This window comes from Rubellimicrobium rubrum (assembly GCF_006152115.1).
In the GTDB taxonomy this organism is placed as follows: domain Bacteria; phylum Pseudomonadota; class Alphaproteobacteria; order Rhodobacterales; family Rhodobacteraceae; genus Rubellimicrobium; species Rubellimicrobium rubrum.
In genome coordinates this window covers 73,594-95,277 of the sequence record NZ_VDFU01000006.1, presented here as the reverse complement: position 1 = coordinate 95,277, position 21,684 = coordinate 73,594, and the positions used below count along the sequence as shown (strand labels likewise).

Below are 21,684 nucleotides of genomic sequence, written 5' to 3'. Positions count from 1 at the left end.
CGCTTCTTCACACCTTTGGGTGAGGAGGCAGTGGCGCGGTTGACGGGGCTCGAACCCGCGACCCCCGGCGTGACAGGCCGGTACTCTAACCAACTGAGCTACAACCGCGCATCTGCCGCCGACGCTGTCTTGTCTGCGTCGGACAAGGGGGCTTCTAAGGGGGGTGCCGGATGCCGTCAAGCCGATTCCCAGGACTATTTCAGAGGAAGCGGAATGTGCTCGGAATCATTCCCCGGGGGCAGGCTGAAGCGGCCGCTTTGCCAGTCTCCCTTGCGCCACGCCTCCTTGGCGGCTTCGATCCTCTCCTGTGATGAGGCGACGAAGTTCCACCATAGATGGCGCGGGCCTTCCATGGTGGCCCCCCCCGAGCACCACAAGAGGCGCGCCCTCCGGGCCTGCCGGTAGAGCAACCGAGTCGCCCGGGCGGAACACGAGCATCCGCCCTGCCCCATAGACCTCGCCAGCCACCTCCACCGTGCCCTTCAGGATGTATGCACCCCGGTCCTCCTGCCCCTTCGGCAGTGGAACTGTTGCCCCTGGAACGAGGGCCACGTCAGTGTAGAACCTCTCGGATGGCGTCTCGACGGGAGAAGCGGCATCCCAGGCGCGCCCCAGAATCAGCCGAACAGTCTCGGCCCTGGCCTCCAGTACCGGAAGAGCTTCGGCCGCAGTGTGCCCAAAGGCCGGGGCGTTATCCTCTTTGTCGGAAGGCAGAGCCAGCCACGTCTGGAGACCGCACAGGCTCTGCGGGAGGGCACCCTGGTCCATCCGCTCGGAATGAGTGATTCCCTGCCCCGCCGTCATAAGGTTGATGGCTCCTGCCTCGATCCACTGGTCGGTGCCCAGCGAGTCACGGTAATGGATACGGCCGCGGAACAGATAGGTAACGGTCCTCAGCCCGGTATGGGGATGCGGACAGACATCCAGGCCCTTGCCGGTCAGGAACTCGGCCGGTCCCATCTCGTCGAAGAAGATGAACAGCCTGACCATCTGGCGCTTGGCGGACGACAGGGCCCGCCGAGGTCCCGCGCCCGAGGGACGATGACGGTCTCGATAAGATCTGTTGCCGCGCGTTCGGGAAGACTGGGCATGAGAAAAGGGTTCCAACTCATGACAACGCCCTTCACGATGGATCATGAAAGGCAGGTAAGCAGGAGCCCAGCGACATCCAAGCGGAAGGGCCATTCTCACCCGCACATGGGAGGTGCGCCTTCTGTGCATGCCAGTCGGCATGCCTAGGAAAATGTGCGTCTCAGGCGACAACAGAAAGCCATTCCGGCAGCAGTCAGGCCCTGTCCGGCTCCCCCGACCGGCAAGCGACATCGGGAGGATGGTGGTGGGTGGTGAGGGACTCGAACCCCCGACATTCTCGGTGTAAACGAGACGCTCTACCAACTGAGCTAACCACCCCGCGGGGACGTGTTATCTGGTGTCGGGTCGGCTGGCAAGGCGAAGGCAGCCGGCGTCAGTATCTCCAGGCGGTCGCCTGCGATCCGGACGACGCAGCCCTGCCGCAGCGCAAGGTCGCCGCCGAAGCTGAGAGGTCGTTTCAGCGCCAGTGCGCAAAGAATCCTGAGGGTTACGCCATGCGTGACGATGACCAGCGGGCCCGTCTGATCATCGAGAACACCCTGCGCCCGCTGAGCAACCTCAGTGAGAGACTCCCCCCTGGGACACCGCGCATAGAAGCCGAAAAGGGATTCGTGCTGCGGACCGGGCCAGCGTTCGTCGATCTCGGGACGGCTGAGCCCTGTCCAATCACCCATGCCGATCTCGACTAGTCGCGGGTCAGTTCTCGGAGTGAGGCCCAAGGGTTCGAGGGCGATCTGTGCTGTCGCCGACGCTCGTCCCTGGGGGCTGGTTCTGGCCCCATGAGACAAAGCCGATACGCTCAAGGTCTTGAGAAGATGGCCCATCGCCTGCGCCTGCACCCGCCCCACGGAGGTGAGATCGGAGTCGGCAGCGCCCTGAAACCGCCCCTGACGATTCCACTCGGTCTCGCCGTGGCGCAGCAGAAGGAGTTCGGGGCGTATCGGCATTTCATGAAGGCGTGGTGGGCGATGAGGGATTCGAACCCCCGACTTCTTCCGTGTGAAGGAAGCACTCTACCACTGAGTTAATCGCCCAATGCCGCGCCGTTTATCGGCTCCTTCTGAGGGGTGCAAGCGGTCTTCGGGATTCCTTTGCTTGACCTGAGGATTCACGGGCCTTCCCCTGCCTTGGCACCCAGAACGGAGCCCGATCCATGAGCTATCTTGGCCGAACCCTCGCATTGGCCCTGCTGAGTCCCGGAGCGACGCTTGCGCAACCGCTCGACTCGGAGCCGCGCATCGCTGTCATGTCTGCCTTCGAACCTGAATGGACAACGCTTCTGGCCGACATGGCTGAGCCCCAAGAGCACGTCCTGAATGGCATCCGCTTCATCACGGGCAATCTCGGGGGAAAGCCCGTGGTCCTGTTCCTGTCGGGCGTGTCCATGGTCAATGCCGCCATGACGACACAACTTGTGCTCGACCATTTCAACGTCGAAGGGGTGATCTTTTCCGGGATCGCGGGGGGCGTCGATCCGGCGCTTTCCATAGGGGACGTCGTCGTTGCAGCTGAGTGGAGCCAATATCTTGAGTCTGTTTTCGCGCGGGAAAGCCCCGATGGCAGCTTCGCGTTGCCGCCCTGGATGGAGCCCAGCGGCATCGCCAGTTATGGCATGATCCATCCGCAGGCGGTTGGTGTCATGCGCCAAGGCAGCGAAACTGTTGAGCAGTTGCTATGGTTTCCGGCCGATCCCGAGTGGCTGAAGGTCGCGGAGCAGGTGGCGGGACGTACCACGTTGGAGGATTGCGGCACTGCTGGGGAGTGTCTGGCGGAAGCGCCGCAGATCATTGTTGGCGGCAAGGGCGTGTCAGGCCAGGCGTTCGTCGACAACGCCGAGTTTCGCGAGTGGGTTCATGCCACATTCGATGCCCAGGTGCTCGACATGGAGAGCGCGGCCGTGGCGCATGTCGCCTATGCCAACCGGGTGCCGTTCATCGCCTTCCGGAGCCTGTCCGACCTGGCGGGCGGCGGCGAGGGCGCCAATCAGATGGCGACCTTCATGGACCTGGCCGCCAGCAACTCGGCGGCGGTCATGACAGCTTTTCTGGAGGCGTTGCCTGACTGACATGGAAAAGGGGGCGCGGCTCTCGCCACGCCCCCCGACACTGTTTGCCGATCTTTCAGTGGGCGATCGCGCCGGACGCTTCTTCGGTCGCCTTGGTCCGAGCGAGAGCGGCGGCCTCTTCCGCTTCCTCATCCCACTCCACCGGCTCGGGCTGCCGGACAAGGGCGTGCCTCAGGACTTCGGAGACGTGCGACACGGGGATGATCTGCAATCCCTGCTTCACGTTGTCCGGAATTTCCGGGAGGTCGCGCTCGTTCTCCTGCGGGATAAGGACGGTCTTGATGCCCCCGCGCAGCGCCGCTAGCAGCTTCTCCTTGAGCCCGCCGATGGCCATCGCGTTGCCCCGGAGCGAAACCTCGCCGGTCATGGCGATGTCCTTGCGGACGGGGATCTGCGTCAGCACCGATACGATGGACGTGACCATGGCCAGACCCGCCGAGGGGCCGTCCTTGGGCGTCGCACCGTCCGGAACGTGGACGTGGATGTCGATCTTGTCGAATTTCGGCGGCTTCACCCCGATCTGCGGCCCAATGGAACGCACATAGGATGCCGCTGCCTCGATCGACTCCTTCATCACGTCGCCGAGCTTGCCCGTCGTCTTCATCCGGCCCTTGCCAGGCAGGCGAAGCGCTTCGATGGAGAGCAGATCGCCACCGACGCTCGTCCAAGCCAAGCCCGTGACAACGCCGATCTGGTCCTCCTTCTCAGCAAGACCGTAGCGGAACTTCTTGACGCCCAGGTAGTCGTCCAGATTCTCCTCGTTTACCGCAACCTTGGTGACCTCGCGCTTGACCAGCTTGGTCGTGGCCTTCCGGGCCACCTTCGCGATCTCACGTTCCAGGTTCCGCACGCCCGCTTCACGGGTGTAGGTCCGGACCATCTCGTTGAGCGCCTCATCGGCGATGGTGAATTCCCCGGCCTTGAGGCCGTGGTTCTTCATCACCTTGGGCAGCAGGTGCTGCTTGGCGATCTCGCGCTTCTCGTCCTCGGTGTAGCCGGCAAGGGAGATGATCTCCATCCGGTCAAGAAGCGGCCCCGGCATGTTGTACGAGTTGGCCGTCGTGAGGAACATCACGTTGGACAGGTCGTACTCCACCTCGAGGTAGTGGTCGACAAAGGTCGAGTTCTGTTCGGGATCGAGAACCTCGAGCATGGCCGACGCGGGGTCACCACGGAAATCCTGGCCCATCTTGTCGATCTCATCGAGCAGAATGAGGGGGTTCGTAGTCTTGGCCTTCTTGAGAGCCTGGATGATCTTGCCGGGCATGGAACCGATATAGGTCCGGCGGTGACCGCGGATCTCCGACTCGTCCCGGACGCCGCCGAGCGAGATGCGGATGAACTCACGACCCGTGGCCTTAGCCACCGACTTGCCGAGCGAGGTCTTACCCACGCCGGGAGGACCGACGAGGCACAGGATCGGGCCCTTGAGCTTCTGCGAGCGCCCCTGCACGGCGAGGTACTCGACGATCCGCTCCTTGACCTTCTCCAAGCCATAGTGGTCGGCATTCAGCACGGCCTCGGCCTTGCTGACGTCCCTGGAAACCTTGGACTTCACGCCCCATGGCACGCCCAGGAGCCAGTCGAGGTAGTTGCGGACGACGGTGGCCTCGGCCGACATCGGCGACATCGACTTGAGCTTCTTAAGCTCGGCCTCGGCCTTCTCTCGCGCCTCCTTGGAGAACTTGGTCTCAGCGACCCGCTTCTCCAGCTCCGCGATCTCGTTCTGGCCTTCGTCGCCATCGCCCAGCTCGCGCTGGATCGCCTTCATCTGCTCATTGAGGTAGTACTCGCGCTGGGTCCGCTCCATCTGGCTCTTCACGCGGGTCTTGATCTTCTTCTCGACCTGGAGGACCGACATCTCGCCCTGCATCAGGCCATAGACCTTCTCAAGCCGCTCGGCGATGACGAGCGTCTCGAGCAGATCCTGCTTCTGCTTCACATCGATGCCGAGGTGGCCGGCGATCAGGTCGCCGAGCTTCGCCGGGTCCGTGGCCTCGGTCACGGCGGCGATCGCTTCCTCAGGGATGTTCTTCTTGATCTTGGCGTACTTCTCGAACTCCTGACCGACGGAGCGCGTCAGGGCCTGCACAACCTCCGGGTCGCCAGACGCCTCTTCGAGCCGCTCGACGCGGGCTTCGAAGAATCGATCGTTCTTGACAAATTCGGTGATGCGGACGCGCGCCTTGCCTTCAACCAGAACCTTCACGGTGCCGTCAGGCAGCTTGAGAAGCTGAAGCACGTTCGCGAGAACGCCGGACTTGTAGATGCCATCGGTGCCGGGATCATCAACGCCCGGATCGACTTGGGACGACAGCAGGATCTGCTTGTCGTCGCCCATCACCTCTTCCAAGGCTCGAACGGACTTCTCGCGGCCCACGAACAGGGGCACGATCATGTGCGGGAAGACCACGATGTCGCGCAACGGCAGCACGGGATAGCTGTTCGCGAGGGATTCGGTCATTAGGGATTCCTCTTAAGCGGAAGGCTCTGGCCCCGGACATCGGCGGCGCTCGGCCCTCCCCGGTCGGTGAAGCATAGTTGGTGGCTCGGGGCCGGGGTGTCAACCTGGGGAGGAGCCCTCCCTCCCTGCCCCACCCACTTGGGCAGGTGCCCCCACTATACAGCAACAACAATACCCTACAGGACGGCAGATCGTTGCTGTACCGGGGCACTCGACCTTTGTCGAAGGTCTAAAGTGGCTCGATATCGCCCTCGGACCGGCGACTCTGGAAATCGTTCTCCCAGGAAGCGAAGCGACCCTTGGAGATCGCCTCGCGCATGCCGGCCATGATCTCCTGGAAATAGTGGAGATTGTGCCAGGTCAGCAGCATCCCGGCGATCATCTCGTTGGCCCGGACCACATGGTGAAGATAGGCGCGGGAGTAGTTGCGGCAGGCCGGACAGCTGCATGCCTCGTCCACCGGCCGAGGATCGTCGGCGTGACGCGCGTTCCGGAGATTGACCTGCCCACGCCGGGTCCAGGCCTGCCCGGTCCGTCCCGAACGGGACGGGAGCACGCAATCCATCATGTCGATCCCGCGCTTGACCGCGCCCACGATGTCGTCGGGCTTGCCCACTCCCATCAGGTAGCGGGGCTTGTCATCAGGCAGCATGCCGGGGGCATAGTTCAGCACATCGAACATCTGCCCCTGTCCCTCGCCCACCGCGAGGCCGCCCACCGCATAACCGTCGAAGCCAACGGCTTTGAGAGCCTCGGCCGACTCCTCGCGCTGCTCTCGAAAGACCGAGCCTTGCTGGATCCCGAACAGCGCGTGCCCCAGACGATCTCCGAAGGCGTCACGCGACCGGCGAGCCCACCGCATCGAGCGTCGCATGGATTCAAGAGACACGTCCTGCGCCGCAGGGAACGGCGTGCATTCGTCGAAGGCCATCACGATATCCGACCCGAGAAGGCGCTGTATCTCCATGGACCGTTCGGGCGTGAGGACGTGCTTCGAGCCGTCGATATGGGACGAGAAAGTCACCCCTTCCTCGGTCATCTTTCGAAGGGACGACAGGCTCATCACCTGGAAGCCCCCCGAGTCCGTCAGGATAGGACGCTCCCAGTTCATGAACTTATGCAGCCCGCCAAGCCGGGCGACCCTTTCGGCGCCAGGCCGAAGCATCAGGTGGTAGGTGTTGCCCAGCAGAATGTCCGCCCCGGTCGCACGCACACTGTCCGGCAGCATGGCCTTGACCGTGCCAGCCGTGCCGACCGGCATGAAGGCCGGGGTGCGGATCTCCCCGCGCGGAGTGGTGATCACGCCGGTCCGGGCTCGGCCATCCGTTGCGGCGAGAGTGAAACTGAAGCCTGTGGCCATGGAAAGCGCCTCCTGACGGGCTCCCATATCGAAGCCTGGCAGCGGACGGAACCTGCCCGATGCGGGATCGGCTCGCGTCGGCGTGCATTGATCGGTGCCGCCCATCACGTCACAATCAAGGTGAGCGTCCGGGAGTTCGCCGTTGGCCCGTCTTGCCGCCCTTCTCTGCCTGTTCGCCTGCGCGGACGTCCAGGACGATGCCGATCGCAGCCCCTTGCGGGATCGGGGAGGTTCGGTGGCCTTGCGCGTCATCGAGATCGGAACCCTTGAGGCACGCCGGCAGGAGAAGCGTGTATCCGGCGAATGCCTGAGCGCCTGCACGATGTATCTTGGCCTGTCTACAGCCTGCTTCGAGCACGATGCCGTGCTCGGATTCCACGGACCGCGATTGGCATTCGATCTTCCTATGACAGGCATGCAGTTCGAGGCGATCACGCAGACCATGGCCTCCTACTATCCCCCCCGCATCGCGAGGCAGTTCCTTGAGGAGTGGCGCCACAGCTGCAGCTTCCATCGCATCCCCGCCTCGCGGCTGATCGCCCGAGGAGAGGCGCGGGCCTGCGGAACCGACTAGGTGCGACGGTCGGGGCACTTTACCCCGAGCCATCCATTCCTTATATGATTGCTCAGGATTTTAGCGGGGACAGCGGATGTCGTTCACCGAAGCCAAGATCGAGGGTACGCCTCTCATTGCCCCCTCCACCATCGAGCACCCGCTCTATGACAGCGTGGTCGAGGCCTGCCGCACGGTTTTCGACCCCGAGATACCGGTCAACATCTTCGACCTCGGGCTGGTCTATACCATCCGCATCGACGACCAGGGCGTCGTCGATATCGTGATGACGCTCACGGCCCCGGGCTGCCCCGTGGCGGGCGAGATGCCAGGTTGGGTTGCCGATGCAGTCAACGCGCTTCCAGGCGTGAAGCAGGTGGACGTTCAGATGACCTTTGAGCCGCAGTGGGGCATGGAGATGATGTCCGACGAGGCGCGGCTCGAACTGGGCTTCATGTGATCGCACCCCCGGTCAGCTAGGACTTCATAAGATCCTGAGATGCTCGCTCGGGGTGCCGTTCGCGAAGTCGCGCTCTATGTGGCGCAGGACGGATCGCTGGCCGGAGAAGGGCACCAGAGCGACTGCGGCGTCGAATTCGAGCCATCGAAACTCGCTGTGCTCGTGGTTCAGAGCGACCAACTGATCCGCTGCCACCATAGCCAAGAACACCGGTAGGAGACTGATCGAGTTCTGGTCAGCCTCGTAGAACTGCTCGCAGATGTCAGCGCTGTAGAGGGCCTGAGGCACGAGACCTGTCTCCTCCCGCATCTCGCGCAAGGCGGTTTGCCACGCTGTTTCACCGTTCTCTATGCCTCCGGCAATTTGGCACCATTCTCCACGCAGGCTGCCAGTGCGACGCAGCAGCAGAACCTCGTTCCTGCCCGCCTTTCGGCGCAGCGCGACCACAGACACCGCACGGCAACGGACCGGGATTTCACTCATCAACGGCTCCCGGTTTTGCAGGGCTGTCCGGGAGCGGACCGCCTGGAATGAATAAGGCCCGGACAGAGGTCCGGGCCCGGTTCTCTGGAAACTGCTGTCCGCCTTACTTGGCAGGCGCGATCATCATCACCATCTGCCGCCCTTCCAAGCGGGGAAACGATTCGATCTTGCCTTGGGCCTTTACGTCATCGGCAACGCGGTCGAGAAGGGCCTTGCCGAGATCCTGGTGAGCCATCTCGCGACCACGGAAACGCAGAGTGACCTTCACCTTGTCGCCTTCCTCAAGGAACTTGAACACAGAACGCATCTTCACATCATAGTCGTGCGTGTCCGTGCCGGGCCGGAACTTCACTTCCTTGATCTCGATGACCTTCTGGTTCTTGCGAGCCTCGGCTTCCTTTTTCTGGTTCTCGTATTTGAACTTGCCGAAATCCATGATCTTGCAGACGGGCGGGACCGCCGTGGGCGAGATCTCGACCAGGTCGAGCCCGGCCTCCTCAGCCAGTGACAAAGCCCGTTCGGGCGAGGTCACGCCAAGATTCTCGCCGTCGGCTCCGATCAGACGGACGTCACCTCCACGCAGGAGGCGCTCATTGATGCGGGGGCCAGTCTCACGCACCGGTGGTGCGTTATGGGGTCTGCGTCCTATGGCTTCGGTCCTTCGACAGTGTCTGGGAATGCGGCCAAGAACATAGTCCTTCGCGAACTTTTCTTCAAGCCCGCCAGGATGGCATCACGGCCCCGCGATCAACCTTTGCCGGCACACGGGATCGTGACATATCACCACCGAGGTTGGGCGCTCTCTGCGCCTCCGCAAGCATCAAAAAGGGACAGATGTCATGACACGGATCATAGCCATCGTCGTGGTCGTCATAGCCGCAATAGTGGCATACATGTACAGCCGGGCCGACGACGTTGTAATCGGCGAGCAGCCCGAAGCGACGTCGGGAGAACCCGCAGGAGAGGGCGAGGCTGCAACCCCGGACAGCGGCGAAGTCGAGCCCGCTGTGACCAACCCGGCCCAGGAGAGCGCCGGCGACGCCGCCACCGCTGGTGAGGAACCCACTGCAGCGCCCGAGGAGGAAGCCGGGACCGCCGACACCTCCGAAAGCCAGCCCGCGGAGGAGGGACCGGCCGATGAGGAGCCGGACGCCGGCGTTGGTGCTACATCCGCCGAAGAGGAGACCGACGGAGCTGGGGTCGAAGGTACCACATCCGACACGGGCGAGGCGGCTTCGGCGACCGAAGGTGGAGACGCCGAGGCGCCTGCCGGCTCGACGCAGGACAGTGGTAACGCCGACGCCTCCGAAACGCCCCCTGGCCTTGAGACCACCAATGAGAATGCCCCTCAGGCCGCTGACGAGGTGGATCCAGTCGAACCCGAAGCGACCGAAGGCACCGACGCCACAACCGGCGCAGGGGAAGCAGAAGCACCGACTGACGGAGTCACCAGCACCGACGGCGCCGCCAATGGGACGGCAACAGAGCCGGCCGCTCCCGAAGCCGAGGTGGGTGCCACGACCCAAGAGGCTGCCCCTGCCGCCGAACCCGCCACTGACGCAGCGGCTGATGCGCCGGAAGCGGTTGTGACCCCCGAAGAGCCGGCAGAGGCAACCGAAGCCGCAGATGCCGCAGGCGACCAACCGGCCGACGAAGTAGGCGGCGCTGCCGAGACCGAGTCCGCAGAACCGGCAGACGCCGCAACCGAAGGAGCAGCTACTACGAACGCTTCCGATTTGGATGCTTTGCTCGACCCCGAGAACCTGGACGTCCCGGCGGTGACCGCCGCAATCGACGCGTCTGCCGCAGACGAGACCCTCAAGTCGCAACTGAAACTCGCGCTGACGAATGCGCAGAACTTCCCGACGCTGCTCCCCGATGTGCTGACGCGCATCCGTGGCGCCCTGTCGGGCGAGTGAGAAAGATCTAAGGTCGTTCCAGCCCCATTGCGCCGCCCGGACTTCGGGCGGCGCTTCTCGTTCGTAAAGAACGCTGTCGGCTCAGATCACCCGACCGGCGAGGCTCACGTGCTCACCGCAGGCACAAGAAAAAGGGGCGCGGGATCAGATCCCACGCCCCTACTTCAACTAACCTAGCAGTCGATCAGACGCCGTCGCCGACGAAGGCCTTCTCGACCACGAACTCGGCTGGATCGCTGTTGGCCCCCTCACGCAGGCCCGCCTTTTCCAGCAGTGCCTTGATGTCGAGGTTAAAGGCGAGCGAGCCACAGACCATTGCCCGATCTACGGTCGGGTCAAGCGGGGCGATATCCAAGTCGCGAAATACCTCCCCGGACTCGATCAGGGTGGTGATCCGTCCCATCTTGGCCGACTCCTCCCGAGTGGTCGTCGGGTAGTATCGCAACTTGTCGCCCACCAACTCGCCGATCAGTTCGTCGTCCTTAAGGCTTTCGACGACTTCCCGGCCATAGGCCAGTTCGGCCACCTCACGGCAGGTGTGGGTCATGATCACCTCGTCGTACTTCTCCCAGGTGTCCGGGTCGCGAAGCAGTGAGGCAAAGGGCGCAAATCCGGTCCCCGTAGCGAACATCCAGAGCCGCTTCCCAGGAAGCAGCGCGTCATGAACCAGGGTACCCACGGGCTTGGGCCGAAGGATGATCTCGTCTCCGGGCTGGATATGCTGGAGCTTGGACGTCAGCGGACCATCCGGAACCTTGATGGAATAGAACTCCAGTTCCTCGTCCCAGGAGGGCGAGGCGATGGAGTAGGCACGCAGCAGGGGCTTGCCGTTATCGCCCATGAGCCCGATCATGACGAACTCACCCGAGCGGAACCGCAAGGAACGCGGCCGCGTCACGCGAAACGCGAACAGCCGGTCGGTGTAGTGCTTCACGGAGGTGACCGTCTGCGCATCCGGCAGGGTCACGGGGGTGGCGGCCTTGTCCTTGACGGGGCTTTGATCGGTCATCTGTCCTCGCACGCTCGCGGTCGAGCGCCTCATATAAGGGGAATCTGACGTAAAGGAATGCGTCTCAGGCGCGCAGGCGCCCTTGGTAGTAGTTCTCGCGCCAATCGGCACGGGCCAGCCATTGCGGCTCGGGCTGGCGCTGGGCCAGCGCCTCGTCGATCTCGACCTCGTCGAAGCCTACGCGACGCGCCATGGCATACTGGTCCGCCAAGACGTGGCCAGCCGCGCGAAGACGGCCATGGTAGCCGAAGCTGCGCAGATCCCGCGCGTGAGAGAAGCCGCGTCCGTCGTTGAAGGCCGGAAAACGGACCCGGATCAGGGCAACCTGTCCAAGGACGCCCACAAGGGCGCGCGGATCATCGGCGGGCCCGATCTCGACTCCGTCGCCCTCTTGAATGGCTTCGATCTCGCTCAAGGGACGGATCACGCCGGGAAAGTCGTCCACGCCGAAGCCGGTATCAGTCACTATTATGGTCATGGCACCTGTCCTCAGCCGGCGGCAACGGGGCCGCGCACAAGCTTCCCGTTCACGAAATGAATGCCGCATTCTTCCTTGCCCGAGTTCCGCCAACGGCCCGCGCGCGGATCCTCCCCATCCTTCACGGGACTCGTACATGGCGCACAGCCGATCGAAGGATACCCCTTGGCCACCAGCGGATGCCGGGGCAGACGGTTCTCGGTGATGTAGTCCTGAAGATCCTCGGTGGTCCAATGAGCCAGCGGGTTCACCTTGATCCGGACATCACCCTCGTTCTCGAAGAAGTCGAGCGCGGCCCGGGTCTTGCTCTGGTAGCGCTTCCGTCCTGTGATCCAAGCGTCGTAGCCCCGGAGCGCGCGTTGCAGCGGCTCGGTCTTGCGCAGGTTGCAGCAGGCGTCGGTGTTGCCCTGATGCAGGAGCCCGAACGGATCCTGTTCAGCAACCTGGGCCTGATCCGCCTGAATCACTTGGACATTCGTCAACCGCAGCCTTTCCGTCAGCTCCAGTTGATAGGCCAGGGTTTCCGCGAACAGCATCTGAGTGTCGATGAAGAGCACCGGCAGATCACGGCTTTTCACGGCTACCATGTGGAGGAGCACCACTGACTCCGCCCCAAAGGACGAAACCAGTGCAAGCCGGCCGACCTGCGGGTCGGTCACGGCATGGTGCAGCACGTCGGTCGCGCTGTGATGCTTATACCGGGCGTTCAGTTCGGCCACCCGGTCGGCGACCGGGCTCAGGCCCGATCCGCTGACCGGCGTCGCGTCGACCGAGATGATGGGTTCAGGCCGCATCCGCCGTTTCCTCTCCGCCATATAGGAAGCCCTTGAAGGGCTCCGGGCCGACCCGGCGGAACGTCTCGAGGAAGGTTTCCTCGGCGTCGCGCCGGATCTCCAGATAGCCGAGCACCAGCCGCTCGATGGCGCCTACGATCTCCTCGGCCGGGAAGCCGGGACCCATCTTCTCGCCGATGGCAGCAGTCTCGGTGCCGTCGCCGCCGAGAGTGACCTGATAGTTCTCGACCCCTGCCCGATCGAGACCCAGGATGCCAATGTGACCCACGTGATGGTGGCCGCAAGCATTGATGCAGCCCGAGATCTTGATCTTGAGCGGGCCCACCTCGTGCTCGACCTGCAACTCCTCGAAGCGCGTGGCGATCTGCTGCGCGATGGGAATAGACCGGGCCGTCGCCAGGGCGCAGTAGTCCATCCCAGGGCAGGCGATGATGTCCGATACGAGGCCGATGTTCGCCGTGGCGAGATCCGCCTCGCGCAAGATCGCCCACACCGCCGGCAGATCCGACTTGTGCACGTGCGGCAGGATGATGTTCTGCTCGTGCGAGACGCGCAGCTCGCCATGGCCATAGCGGTCCGCAAGGTCGGCCATCACGCGCATCTGGTCAGCCGTGGCATCCCCCGGCGTCGCGCCATGCTTCTTGAGCGAGATGGACACGATCGCGTAGCCATCCACCTTGTGCGGATGGAGGTTGACGTCCGTCCAAGCGCGGAAGACCGGGTTCGTGGCCCGCACGGTTTCATACTCGTCGGTTGGCGCGTTGCGGAATGCAGGAGGCGCGAACTGCGCCTCGATGCCTTTCAGGATCTCCTGATCGGCGCCGCTCCACTGAGACCGAAGACGCGCGAAACGCTCTTCCACGTCGGCCTTGAAGGCATCGAGCCCGTTCTCGAACACGGTGATCTTGATGCGCGCCTTGTACTTGTTGTCGCGCCGGCCCTTGAGGTTGTACGCGCCCAGGATCGCCTCGATGTAAGGCAGCAGGTCGGCTTGCGGCAGGAAGTCCCGGATCACCTGGGCAAGCATCGGCGTCCGACCAAGGCCACCGCCCACCAGCACCTCGAACCCGGGCTCGCCCGCGTCGTTCCGCACCATCCGCAGCCCGATGTCATGGGAACGGGTGACCGCACGGTCGTTCGGCGATCCGGTGATCGCGATCTTGAACTTGCGGGGCAGGAACTGGAATTCCGGGTGGTCGGTGGACCACTCGCGCAGCAGCTCCGCGATGGGGCGCGGGTCCGCGATCTCGTCCGCAGCGGCGGCGGCAAAGTGATCGGCGGTGACGTTCCGCACGCAGTTGCCCGAGGTCTGGATAGCGTGCATCCCCACATCCGCGAGCGCGTCGAGGATGTCTGGCACGTCCTTGAGACGCGGCCAGTTGAACTGGATGTTCTGCCGGGTGGTGAAGTGGCCGTAGCCCTTGTCCCAGCGTTCAGCGATCATCGCCAGTTGCCGCATCTGCGAGGAACTGAGCGTGCCATAAGGGATGGCCACCCGAAGCATATAGGCGTGGAGCTGCAGATAGAGGCCGTTCATCAGCCGCAGCGGCCGGAACTCGTCCTCGGTCAGCGATCCATCGATGCGGCGCTCGACCTGACTGCGGAACTGGGCCACGCGCGAGCGGACGAAGGCCTCGTCGAATTCGTTGTACTGATACATCAGAGTGCCTCGTTGCCCGGGATGTGGCCGCGCGGGCGGAACCCTTCGGCTCGCTTGCCCAGGTTGTAGTTGGTGGGGCCGTGGGTGCGGAACGCCTCACGGAAGTGAACCGGAACCGGCCCGTCGGCACCCGCCACCGCGTCCACCAGTTCCGCGCCCACCACGACGCTTGGCTGACCCTTGGCGAACAGGAGCCGAATGGCTGCGTGGGCTTCGTCCTCGATCAATTCGGCCTGGGCCATGTCGCGAGTCCAGCGGTCATCCTCGGTCAACCAGACGGCATCGCCCTCGATGAGATCATTGGCGGAGATGACTTTCGGAGTGAATCGGCGGCTCATGACACGGCCTCCTGGACAAGGGTTCGAACGACGGCTTGGCTGGCGCGAGGCGCCAAGCCAATAAAGGTCAGGGCGGGCCCGTCAAGCGCCGCGTCCGACATCGCAGGCTCCATTTCGGCCAGGTTGGTCGAAAGGATCCGCTGATCGGCGCGCGAGGCATTCTCGACGACCGTGACGGGGGTCTGCGGGTCGCAACCATGCATCAGGAGACGGCCTTGCACGAATCGGGCGGACCGCTTGCCCATGTAGATGGCGGCCACCTCTCCGGGACGGGCCAGCGCCTTCCAGTCATGATCGGCGAAGCCCGCCATGTCGTGTCCGGTCAGCAGCCGGACCGAGGCATTGCGGCCCCGCTTGGTCAGGCTTTGGCCAATGGTCGCGACAGCAGCCGACGCCGCTGTGATACCGGGAACGATGGCGAAGGACACGCCTGCGGACACGCAGGCCTCAACCTCCTCGTCCAGACGGCCGAAGACCGTGGGGTCGCCGGACTTGAGTCGGACGACATGGCGGCCTTTCCTCGCGTGCGTCACAATAAGGGCATCGATGTCGGCCTGAGGCATGGACGGGCCGAAGCCTTCCTTGCCCGCATCGATAATCGTCGCCTCGCGGCGGGCAAGGTCGAGGATCGCGGGCGTCACCAGCCGATCATGAAACACCACATCCGCCGCATCGAGAGCCCTGCGCGCTCTAACGGTGAGCAGATCCGGATCGCCTGGCCCCGAGCCCACGAAGTCGACGTGCCCTTTCCTGGGTGTCTGGCTCAGGTGGTCCGCCAGGAGTTGTGCCAGAGCCGGCGCCACGGCATCCTCGCCGCCCTTCGCAAAAGCCTGCGGCCCGACCTGGCCATAGTAGTCGGCCCAGAAGTCGCGCCGCCTGCGTCCGAACGGCAGCTGCTCGGCCGCATGCCGGAAAGAACGGCCGATGCGGGTCAGGAACCCCAGCGAGGACGGAAGCCGCGCTTCAAGGTCCGACTTGATCGACCGGGCCAGCACCGGAGCCGCGCCTTCGGTCCCGATTGCGACCACGACCGGATCGCGATCCACGATGGCAGGGGTGATGAACGCGGAGTCGTTGAGATTATCGACGATGTTGTGGGGGACCCGTGCCTCCACGGCATAGGCGGCAAGACGGGCGTCGGCTAGATCATCCTCGTCCGCGCCATAGGCCAGAACGGCCCCCATGACGTCGGACGCCTCGATATGACGGCGGCAGAGCGTCAGCCGGCCTTCCAGTCCCCACTGCACGACCTCGGGATCGGGATCGGTGGCATAGACCTCAAGCCGGGCATCGGTCTTGAGCAGGAGGCGCAGCTTTGCCACGGCCGCATCCCCGCCGCCCGAGACGACGATACGACGTCCCTTGACCGCCATGAAGACCGGGAAGTGCTGCATAGGCCAACTCCGTCACAGACCCTGCGCCTGTCGAAGCAATATAGAACTTCGTTCCGGAAATACGCTATGCCGGTCCACGGAAAAGGACGATCGTTTCGGGGCTGCCAGCTTGAGAGGCTTTTGTTCCAAGATGACTAGGGGAAAAGGATGACGTTCCAGCCCGACGACACCGACCGGAAAATCCTGCGGGAGCTACAGGCCGATGCGGGCCGGTCGCTGGACGAGATCGCCCGCGCGGTCGGCTCGTCCAAGACGCCCGTTTGGAATCGCATCAAACGCATGCGGGAGGCCGGGATCATCGGCCAGCAGACGGTCATGCTGGACGCTGAGGCTTTGGGTTTCGAGGCGACCTTCTTCGTCCTCATCCGGACTAGCGAGCACGAGGCCGAATGGCAGCGCAAGTTCCTGGCGACCCTGAGAGCCCGTCCCGAGGTGCAGGAGGCCCATCGCTTGGCCGGAGATATCGACTACATCCTTAAGGTCCGCGTGAAGAACGCGAGGGCGTACGACCAGTTCTACCAAGCGCTCATCTCCGAGGTCCGGATCTACAACGTCACGGCCCTGCTTTCCATGGAGGAGATCAAGAGCACGGTGGCACTGCCCTTGTAAGGACATCCGTGCTCGGGTGCTCCGCACTGCTGGGCAGGGATGCCCCTACCCTTCGACCATCAGCCGTTCGAGCCCGTGGAAATGATAGACGTCGGCATAGCGAGGAGGCTCGGCCAGTCGCAGACGCGGCCGCCGCTCGAACAGGGATCTCAGTCCGATCTCCAGTTCCAGACGAGCCAGCGGAGCGCCTACGCAGAAATGAATACCGCCGCCAAACGCGGTATTTGCCGGACCCTGCCGCCTTGCCTGAAAGCTGGCGGGATCGACATACGCCGCCGGATCCCGATTGGCGGCAGCCAAGAGGCAAGACACCTGATCCCCACGCCGGAAGACATGATCGAAGAGTTCGACATCCTCGTAGACCCAGCGGGTGAACATGTGGAGCGGGGGGTCGAACCGAAGGATTTCCTCGACGACAGCGGCATCCACGGACCGGAGATCCCGCTCGAGAAGCAGCTTCACGCCATTCCCGATGGTATGCACCGTGGCTTCGTGACCGGCATTGAGAAGAAGGATGCAGGTTGTCACCAGTTCGTCGAGCGAAAGCCTGTCACCACCCTCCTCGGCTGCGATCAGATGCGTCAGCAGGTCGTCGCCCGGCTGCATTCGCCGCTCGGCGATAGTGTCCGCGATGAAGCCACGGAAGGCCAGCGCCGCATCGACCGCGGCATCCTCGATGGCCCGCGATCGGCGGGCCTGGTACATCGCGACCATCGCATTCGACCAGCCCAGCAGGTCTCCTGCCCGGTCCTCCGGCACCCCGAGAAGGCGCGTGATGATGACCACGGGAATGATGCGCCCATATGCGTCCAGAAGGTCAAACGCCCCATTCGGGAAATCGTCGATCAGCTGATTGCAGAGCACCGCAATCTCGGGGGCCAAGGCGCTGATGCGTCGCGAGGTAAAGGCCCGCAGCACGAGCCCTCGGAGCCGGGTGTGCCGGGGAGGCTCGAGTTCCAGCATCGAGTGCGCCTCGATGTCATAGAAGGGCCGTGTGTGAGGAGGATGGTCCGGCGCCATCTCGGCCGGAGCTTCGCGACCAAGCCGGCGGTCGCGAAGCAGGGTGGACACCGCACGATGCGACGTCGCGCAGACCAGACCGTAATCCTCCCAAAAGAAGAGGTCCCCGCTTTCACGAGCCCGGTCGTAGAATGCGTAGGGATCCTGGACGAAGGCCGGTTCGGTCGGTGACTGCGTCAAGCGCAGCATCAGGGAAGATCCATGTCCGCCGCCTGTTCCAGCGCCGTCACGATGGGGGAAAAATCCGCGGCCTTCAGGCTGGCGCCGCCCACCAAAGCTCCGTCCACGTCGGGAATGGCGAAAATCTCAGTAGCGTTCGAAGGCTTCACGCTGCCGCCATAAAGCAGCCGGAAGTATGCGCCATCCGCGCCGAAGCGGGCCGACAGCCGCGATCGCATGAACTCGTGAACCTCGCCAATCTGTTCGCTGGTCGGGGTGAGCCCCGTCCCGATGGCCCAGACCGGCTCATAGGCGACGACGGTGTTCAAGCCGGTGGCTCCGTCCGGCACGCTGTTGTCGAGTTGTCGTCCCACGACGTCCAGGGTCTGCCCCGCTTCGCGCTCGGCCAGCGTTTCGCCCAGGCAGATCACGGCCACGAGGCCGGCCGCGTGCGCGGCTCGCGCCTTGCCTGCGACCACATCGTCGGTTTCGCGGTGATCGGTCCGCCGCTCGGAGTGGCCGACGAGCACGAAAGTGGCCCCCGCGTCCTTGAACTGTTGGGCCGAGAGGTCACCTGTATGGGCGCCTGACGCGGCGGCGTGACAGTCTTGCCCGCCCACGGCCAGCGGATGCTGACCCTTGCGCGACGCCATGGCGGCGATCAGTGTCGCAGGGGGGCACAAGAGGATCTCCACGCTGGGGGACAGATGCGCCTCGATCAGGGCATCCATCTCCGACAGGCTCGCGGCTGTCCCGTTCATCTTCCAGTTCCCGGCGGCAAGTCTGCGGCGCATCCCGATCCCTCCTGTTGGCGCAAGGGACTTAGCAGTCGCATCCCTGACCGGGAAGGCTTTAGCGGGCGACAGGCTCCGCGAACTTGATCGACTCGCCGCAGCCGCAGGCGTCCACCACGTTGGGGTTGCGGAACTTAAATCCGGCTTCCAGGAGGCCGGTCTCGTAGTGGATTTCCGTTCCGATAAGGAACATCTGAGCCATGGGGGCGATCATCACCCGCGCGCCATCCTGCTCCACGACCTCGTCCAGCGGATTGACAGCGTCGGCCCAGTCCATGGTGTACTCCATGCCTGCGCAACCGCCCTTCTTGATGCCGACGCGCAGCCCCTGACGACCCTCGCGCTGCATCATGCGGGCGATCTGCGTGGCAGCGGCGGGCGTCATGGTCACGGCCTGCTTTCCGGGGATCGAAAACATCGGGAGCCTCCTGGGTGAACCTCAAAGATAAGGGCTGATGGCGGATGTGAAAAGGGGGCCGCCAAGGCAGCCCCCTATCGATAGTTCGAGATTCGGCTACTCGGCCGATGCGATGTTCAGCAAGGGCGTAATCCGCCGGATCGTGGCACGCCGATTCTCTTCTTCGTCCGCCTCGGTTCGCACCTTCAGGAACTCTTCTCCATAACCTTGCACGACCAAGTTCTCGGGCGGGATGTCGAAGTTCTCGGTCAAGGCCAAGGCCACCGATTCGGCTCGGCGGTCGGACAGCGCGAGGTTGTAGGCCTCCGATCCCACCGCGTCGGTATGTCCTTCCACAAGGAAAACCTCACCCGGATTGGCCTCCAACGCATCCTCGATCAGGATCCCCATCTGCACGAGATCCGTGAGCTGATCGCCTGGAATGGCCGCCGACCCGCTGGCGAACGTCACGGCGTCAAGGTCGATGGCCGGAACGAGATTCCGCACGGCCGAGATTTCCCTGATCTGACGAAGGGAGAAGCTCCGACCCGGATCGTAGACCGGCTCCTCCTCCAAAAGCGCCCGAAGTTCGGCGACGTTCAAGTCCTGTGAGGACACCACGACCGGCGGAGGCGCCTCATCGACCAGGGTGGTGACATCCACAGGTTCCACGTCACCGAGGTCGTCGAACAGCTGGATCTGGGTGCCGTCGGCAAGAACCCTGGCGCGGCGGAGCACTCGACCCGTGGAGTCGCGGATGGTCACGACCCTCGTGCCGTCCTCGCGTTCAAGGATGGTGCGCGTCGAGCCGTCCGAGAAGGTTTCGGTCCGCACTGTGGATCCGGCCTGGCGGAGGATCGCATCATCGTCCCGGTAGACTTCGTAGTCACCCGTCGTATCATTGCGGGTGACCACCCGGTCGCCCGAGTTCGACACGACCTCCTGACCGTTGTTCAGGAGCGCACCGACCGTAGCGGCGCCCAGTCCCAGCAGTAGGATCTTTTCAAGATCGCTCAGGCCATCGTCGCCGTCATCCTCCTCAGCTCGGGCGGCTTCTCGTTCCTCGCCGGTGACGCTGGTCTCGAAATCTTCGGTCGCCGAGCGGATGTCGTCTCCGGAGATCGTCTCGACCTCCACTTCGGCATCGCCTGCTTCGGCACGGGCTTCCGCCTCATCGCCACCCGCTTCGGCCTGGGCCTCCGCCTCCTGTTCCCGCAGAGCGTCCTCCTGTGCGGCGATGGCTTCGGCCTCCGCACGGGCAGCCTCGTCCAGAGCGGCAGCCGCCTCGGCTTCGGCCTCGGACTGGGCGCGCTCTTCGCTTTCGCCCCGAGCCTCGGCGTCGGCCTCCTCCGCGGCACGAGCCTCGGCTTCAGCGGCTTCGATGGCCCGCCGCTCGTCCTCGGCCTGCGCTTGGGCTTCGGCGTCCACCTCGGCCTCGGCCGCAGCCTCCTCCTGTGCCCTGACTTCGGCTTCCGCTTCCTCTATGGCCTGCTGTTCAGCCTCGCTCTCGGCCTGAGCGCGCGCTTCCGCGTCGGCCGCAGCTTCATCCTCGGCGCGCCGGGCAGCCTCGGCCTCGTCTTGGGCGCGAGCTTCGGCCTCAGCTTCCTCAAGGGCGCGGGCTTCCGCTTCTTCCTGAGCTTGAGCGTCGGCTTCTTCCACAGCACGGGCTTCGGCCTCTGCCTCCTCAAGGGCACGGGCTTCGGCATCGTCCTGCGCCCGGGCCTCGGCCTCGGCTTCTTCCTGGGCCAGGGCTTCTGCTTCGACTGCTTCGCGGGCCTCGGCCTCGGCTTCCTCCTGGGCGCGGGCTTCGGCTTCGGCCTCGGCCTCCGCTTCCGCAGCGGCTTCGGCTGCAGCCTGCTCCTCGGCTTCCCTCTCGGCCCGTTGTTCGGCTTCGGCCGCGGCCTCCGCCTCGGCCTGCGCTTCCGCCTCGGCTTCGGCATCCTCCTGGGCCCGCGCTTCCTCCTCGGCGCGGGCTTGGGCCTCGGCTTCGGCCTGAGCTTCAGCCTCCTGCTGGGCCCGCGCTTCCGCCTCGGCCGCAGCCTCGGCTTCCGCCTCCGCATCCTCGCGAGCCCGCCGTTCGGCCTCGGCCTGTGCCTCCTCGCGGGCCTGGGCCTCAGCCTCGTCCTCTTCGGCGACCTCAGCCTCCTGCTCGATGGCTTCGGCCTCGGCTTCCGCCTGAGCCTCCTCGGCAGCCCGGGCCTCGGCCTCGGCGGCGTCCCCGTTGCCCTGTTGCTCCTCCTCGGCTCGTCCCCTCTGGCCGCGGCCCACGGGCTCGATGCTGCCGTCCGGGTTCAGGACGTGGGGGGTGCCGCGCCGGGGCTCGCCTTGCGGGCAGGGCGGCTCGGAGAGGTCGAGGCACAGCCTGACGCGCTCTTGCGCCTGCGCCTGCGGCACGAGGGACACCTGGGGCAGGATGAGGGACAGCGAGGCAGCCAGCGCCGTGGTGGCGCGGATGGGTCGTTTGGTCATGAGGTCCTTCCTCCGGGCGGACGGGGGCCCGACCCGAGGAAGGGCGGGCCGCATTCCGCGATCAACGCATGTTGGCCCAGTTGGTTTCCCAGGGCAGGATAGGCAATAACACGCGCCCAGAAGCGCATAACCCTCGGGGGAATGGCAGGGACATGCAGTTGCACGCG

20 protein-coding genes, 3 tRNA genes and 1 pseudogene are annotated in these 21,684 nt (G+C 64.4%); 5 read left to right on the top strand and 19 right to left on the bottom strand.

The genetic code is table 11. The features are described 5' to 3' along the window. Positions 1 to 31: 31 nt before the first annotated feature. The 5 genes and pseudogenes from FHG66_RS07320 to FHG66_RS07300 form a co-directional block, all read right to left on the bottom strand. Positions 32 to 108: transfer RNA gene (locus tag FHG66_RS07320), tRNA-Asp, on the bottom strand. 86 nt (positions 109 to 194) lie between these two features. After that, a pseudogene (locus FHG66_RS07315) lies at positions 195 to 1,112 on the bottom strand (pirin family protein). Positions 1,113 to 1,334: 222 nt separating this feature from the next. Continuing rightward, a tRNA-Val gene (locus FHG66_RS07310) sits at positions 1,335 to 1,410 on the bottom strand. Next, positions 1,401 to 2,039 carry a histidine phosphatase family protein gene (locus tag FHG66_RS07305; protein ID WP_139076097.1) on the bottom strand — a complete coding sequence of 213 codons (639 nt, stop codon included), beginning with the start codon at positions 2,037 to 2,039 and terminating at the stop codon, positions 1,401 to 1,403. Before FHG66_RS07305 ends, FHG66_RS07310 begins: the two co-directional genes overlap by 10 nt. A gap of 12 nt (positions 2,040 to 2,051) precedes the next feature. Beyond that, positions 2,052 to 2,126 (bottom strand) — tRNA-Val (locus FHG66_RS07300). Between the two features lie 119 nt (positions 2,127 to 2,245). Here FHG66_RS07300 and FHG66_RS07295 point away from each other — a divergent pair. Next, positions 2,246 to 3,157, top strand: coding sequence for a 5'-methylthioadenosine/S-adenosylhomocysteine nucleosidase (locus tag FHG66_RS07295; RefSeq protein ID WP_139076096.1), 912 nt, complete (start codon positions 2,246 to 2,248; stop codon positions 3,155 to 3,157). 55 nt (positions 3,158 to 3,212) lie between these two features. Here the strand turns inward: FHG66_RS07295 and lon are convergent, their stop codons facing one another. Together lon and tgt are read right to left on the bottom strand one after the other, a co-directional pair. After that, positions 3,213 to 5,621 carry an endopeptidase La gene (gene lon, locus FHG66_RS07290; RefSeq protein WP_139076095.1) on the bottom strand — a complete coding sequence of 803 codons (2,409 nt, stop codon included), beginning with the start codon at positions 5,619 to 5,621 and terminating at the stop codon, positions 3,213 to 3,215. Between the two features lie 229 nt (positions 5,622 to 5,850). Further along, positions 5,851 to 6,981, bottom strand: coding sequence for a tRNA guanosine(34) transglycosylase Tgt (gene tgt, locus FHG66_RS07285; protein ID WP_139076094.1), 1,131 nt, complete (start codon positions 6,979 to 6,981; stop codon positions 5,851 to 5,853). Between the two features lie 142 nt (positions 6,982 to 7,123). Here tgt and FHG66_RS07280 point away from each other — a divergent pair, with 142 nt between their 5' ends. Together FHG66_RS07280 and FHG66_RS07275 are read left to right on the top strand one after the other, a co-directional pair. Next, complete coding sequence (locus FHG66_RS07280) at positions 7,124 to 7,555, top strand: hypothetical protein (protein ID WP_139076093.1); 432 nt, start codon at positions 7,124 to 7,126, stop codon at positions 7,553 to 7,555. 76 nt (positions 7,556 to 7,631) lie between these two features. Beyond that, positions 7,632 to 7,994 carry an SUF system Fe-S cluster assembly protein gene (locus FHG66_RS07275; protein WP_139076092.1) on the top strand — a complete coding sequence of 121 codons (363 nt, stop codon included), beginning with the start codon at positions 7,632 to 7,634 and terminating at the stop codon, positions 7,992 to 7,994. 24 nt (positions 7,995 to 8,018) lie between these two features. Here FHG66_RS07275 and FHG66_RS07270 read toward each other — a convergent pair whose 3' ends face one another. Next, positions 8,019 to 8,477 carry an NUDIX hydrolase gene (locus tag FHG66_RS07270; RefSeq protein WP_139076091.1) on the bottom strand — a complete coding sequence of 153 codons (459 nt, stop codon included), beginning with the start codon at positions 8,475 to 8,477 and terminating at the stop codon, positions 8,019 to 8,021. Between the two features lie 103 nt (positions 8,478 to 8,580). Next, complete coding sequence (infC, locus tag FHG66_RS07265; RefSeq protein WP_246082500.1) at positions 8,581 to 9,096, bottom strand: translation initiation factor IF-3; 516 nt, start codon at positions 9,094 to 9,096, stop codon at positions 8,581 to 8,583. Positions 9,097 to 9,316: 220 nt separating this feature from the next. On the opposite strand from infC, the gene FHG66_RS07260 reads away from it, so the two are divergent. Beyond that, positions 9,317 to 10,396, top strand: coding sequence for a hypothetical protein (locus FHG66_RS07260; protein ID WP_139076089.1), 1,080 nt, complete (start codon positions 9,317 to 9,319; stop codon positions 10,394 to 10,396). A 184-nt stretch (positions 10,397 to 10,580) separates the two neighbouring features. On the opposite strand, the gene FHG66_RS07255 is transcribed toward FHG66_RS07260, so the two are convergent. The 6 genes from FHG66_RS07255 to cysG all read right to left on the bottom strand — a co-directional run bounded on the left by FHG66_RS07255 (position 10,581) and on the right by cysG (position 16,069). Beyond that, positions 10,581 to 11,405 carry a ferredoxin--NADP reductase gene (locus FHG66_RS07255; protein ID WP_139076088.1) on the bottom strand — a complete coding sequence of 275 codons (825 nt, stop codon included), beginning with the start codon at positions 11,403 to 11,405 and terminating at the stop codon, positions 10,581 to 10,583. 64 nt (positions 11,406 to 11,469) lie between these two features. Beyond that, positions 11,470 to 11,883, bottom strand: coding sequence for a DUF934 domain-containing protein (locus FHG66_RS07250; protein ID WP_139076087.1), 414 nt, complete (start codon positions 11,881 to 11,883; stop codon positions 11,470 to 11,472). An 11-nt stretch (positions 11,884 to 11,894) separates the two neighbouring features. After that, entirely contained in the window at positions 11,895 to 12,677 is a 783-nt protein-coding gene (locus FHG66_RS07245) for a phosphoadenylyl-sulfate reductase (protein ID WP_139076086.1), read from the bottom strand. Further along, positions 12,667 to 14,337, bottom strand: coding sequence for a nitrite/sulfite reductase (locus FHG66_RS07240; protein ID WP_139076085.1), 1,671 nt, complete (start codon positions 14,335 to 14,337; stop codon positions 12,667 to 12,669). Before FHG66_RS07240 ends, FHG66_RS07245 begins: the two co-directional genes overlap by 11 nt. Further along, positions 14,337 to 14,675, bottom strand: coding sequence for a DUF2849 domain-containing protein (locus tag FHG66_RS07235; protein WP_139076084.1), 339 nt, complete (start codon positions 14,673 to 14,675; stop codon positions 14,337 to 14,339). Before FHG66_RS07235 ends, FHG66_RS07240 begins: the two co-directional genes overlap by 1 nt. Continuing rightward, positions 14,672 to 16,069: a siroheme synthase CysG gene (gene cysG / locus FHG66_RS07230; protein ID WP_139076083.1), complete on the bottom strand. Its 1,398-nt coding sequence runs from the start codon at positions 16,067 to 16,069 to the stop codon at positions 14,672 to 14,674. The genes FHG66_RS07235 and cysG overlap by 4 nt, the downstream gene beginning before the upstream one ends. Positions 16,070 to 16,216: 147 nt before the next feature. On the opposite strand from cysG, the gene FHG66_RS07225 reads away from it, so the two are divergent. Beyond that, positions 16,217 to 16,678: an Lrp/AsnC family transcriptional regulator gene (locus FHG66_RS07225; protein ID WP_139076082.1), complete on the top strand. Its 462-nt coding sequence runs from the start codon at positions 16,217 to 16,219 to the stop codon at positions 16,676 to 16,678. Positions 16,679 to 16,723: 45 nt separating this feature from the next. Here FHG66_RS07225 and FHG66_RS07220 read toward each other — a convergent pair whose 3' ends face one another. The 4 genes from FHG66_RS07220 to FHG66_RS07205 all read right to left on the bottom strand — a co-directional run bounded on the left by FHG66_RS07220 (position 16,724) and on the right by FHG66_RS07205 (position 21,517). Next, the gene (locus FHG66_RS07220) at positions 16,724 to 17,887 is read right to left on the bottom strand and encodes a cytochrome P450 (protein ID WP_139076081.1); all 1,164 of its coding nucleotides are present in this window, start codon (positions 17,885 to 17,887) and stop codon (positions 16,724 to 16,726) included. Next, a complete protein-coding gene (tpiA, locus tag FHG66_RS07215; protein WP_139076080.1) occupies positions 17,887 to 18,651 on the bottom strand; it encodes a triose-phosphate isomerase in 765 nt (254 codons plus the stop codon). Before tpiA ends, FHG66_RS07220 begins: the two co-directional genes overlap by 1 nt. 58 nt (positions 18,652 to 18,709) lie before the next feature. After that, positions 18,710 to 19,069 carry a HesB/IscA family protein gene (locus tag FHG66_RS07210; protein ID WP_139076079.1) on the bottom strand — a complete coding sequence of 120 codons (360 nt, stop codon included), beginning with the start codon at positions 19,067 to 19,069 and terminating at the stop codon, positions 18,710 to 18,712. Between the two features lie 96 nt (positions 19,070 to 19,165). Continuing rightward, positions 19,166 to 21,517 (bottom strand): OmpA family protein, encoded by a 2,352-nt coding sequence (locus FHG66_RS07205; protein WP_139076078.1) that lies wholly within the window; start codon positions 21,515 to 21,517, stop codon positions 19,166 to 19,168. Positions 21,518 to 21,684 lie beyond the last annotated feature (167 nt).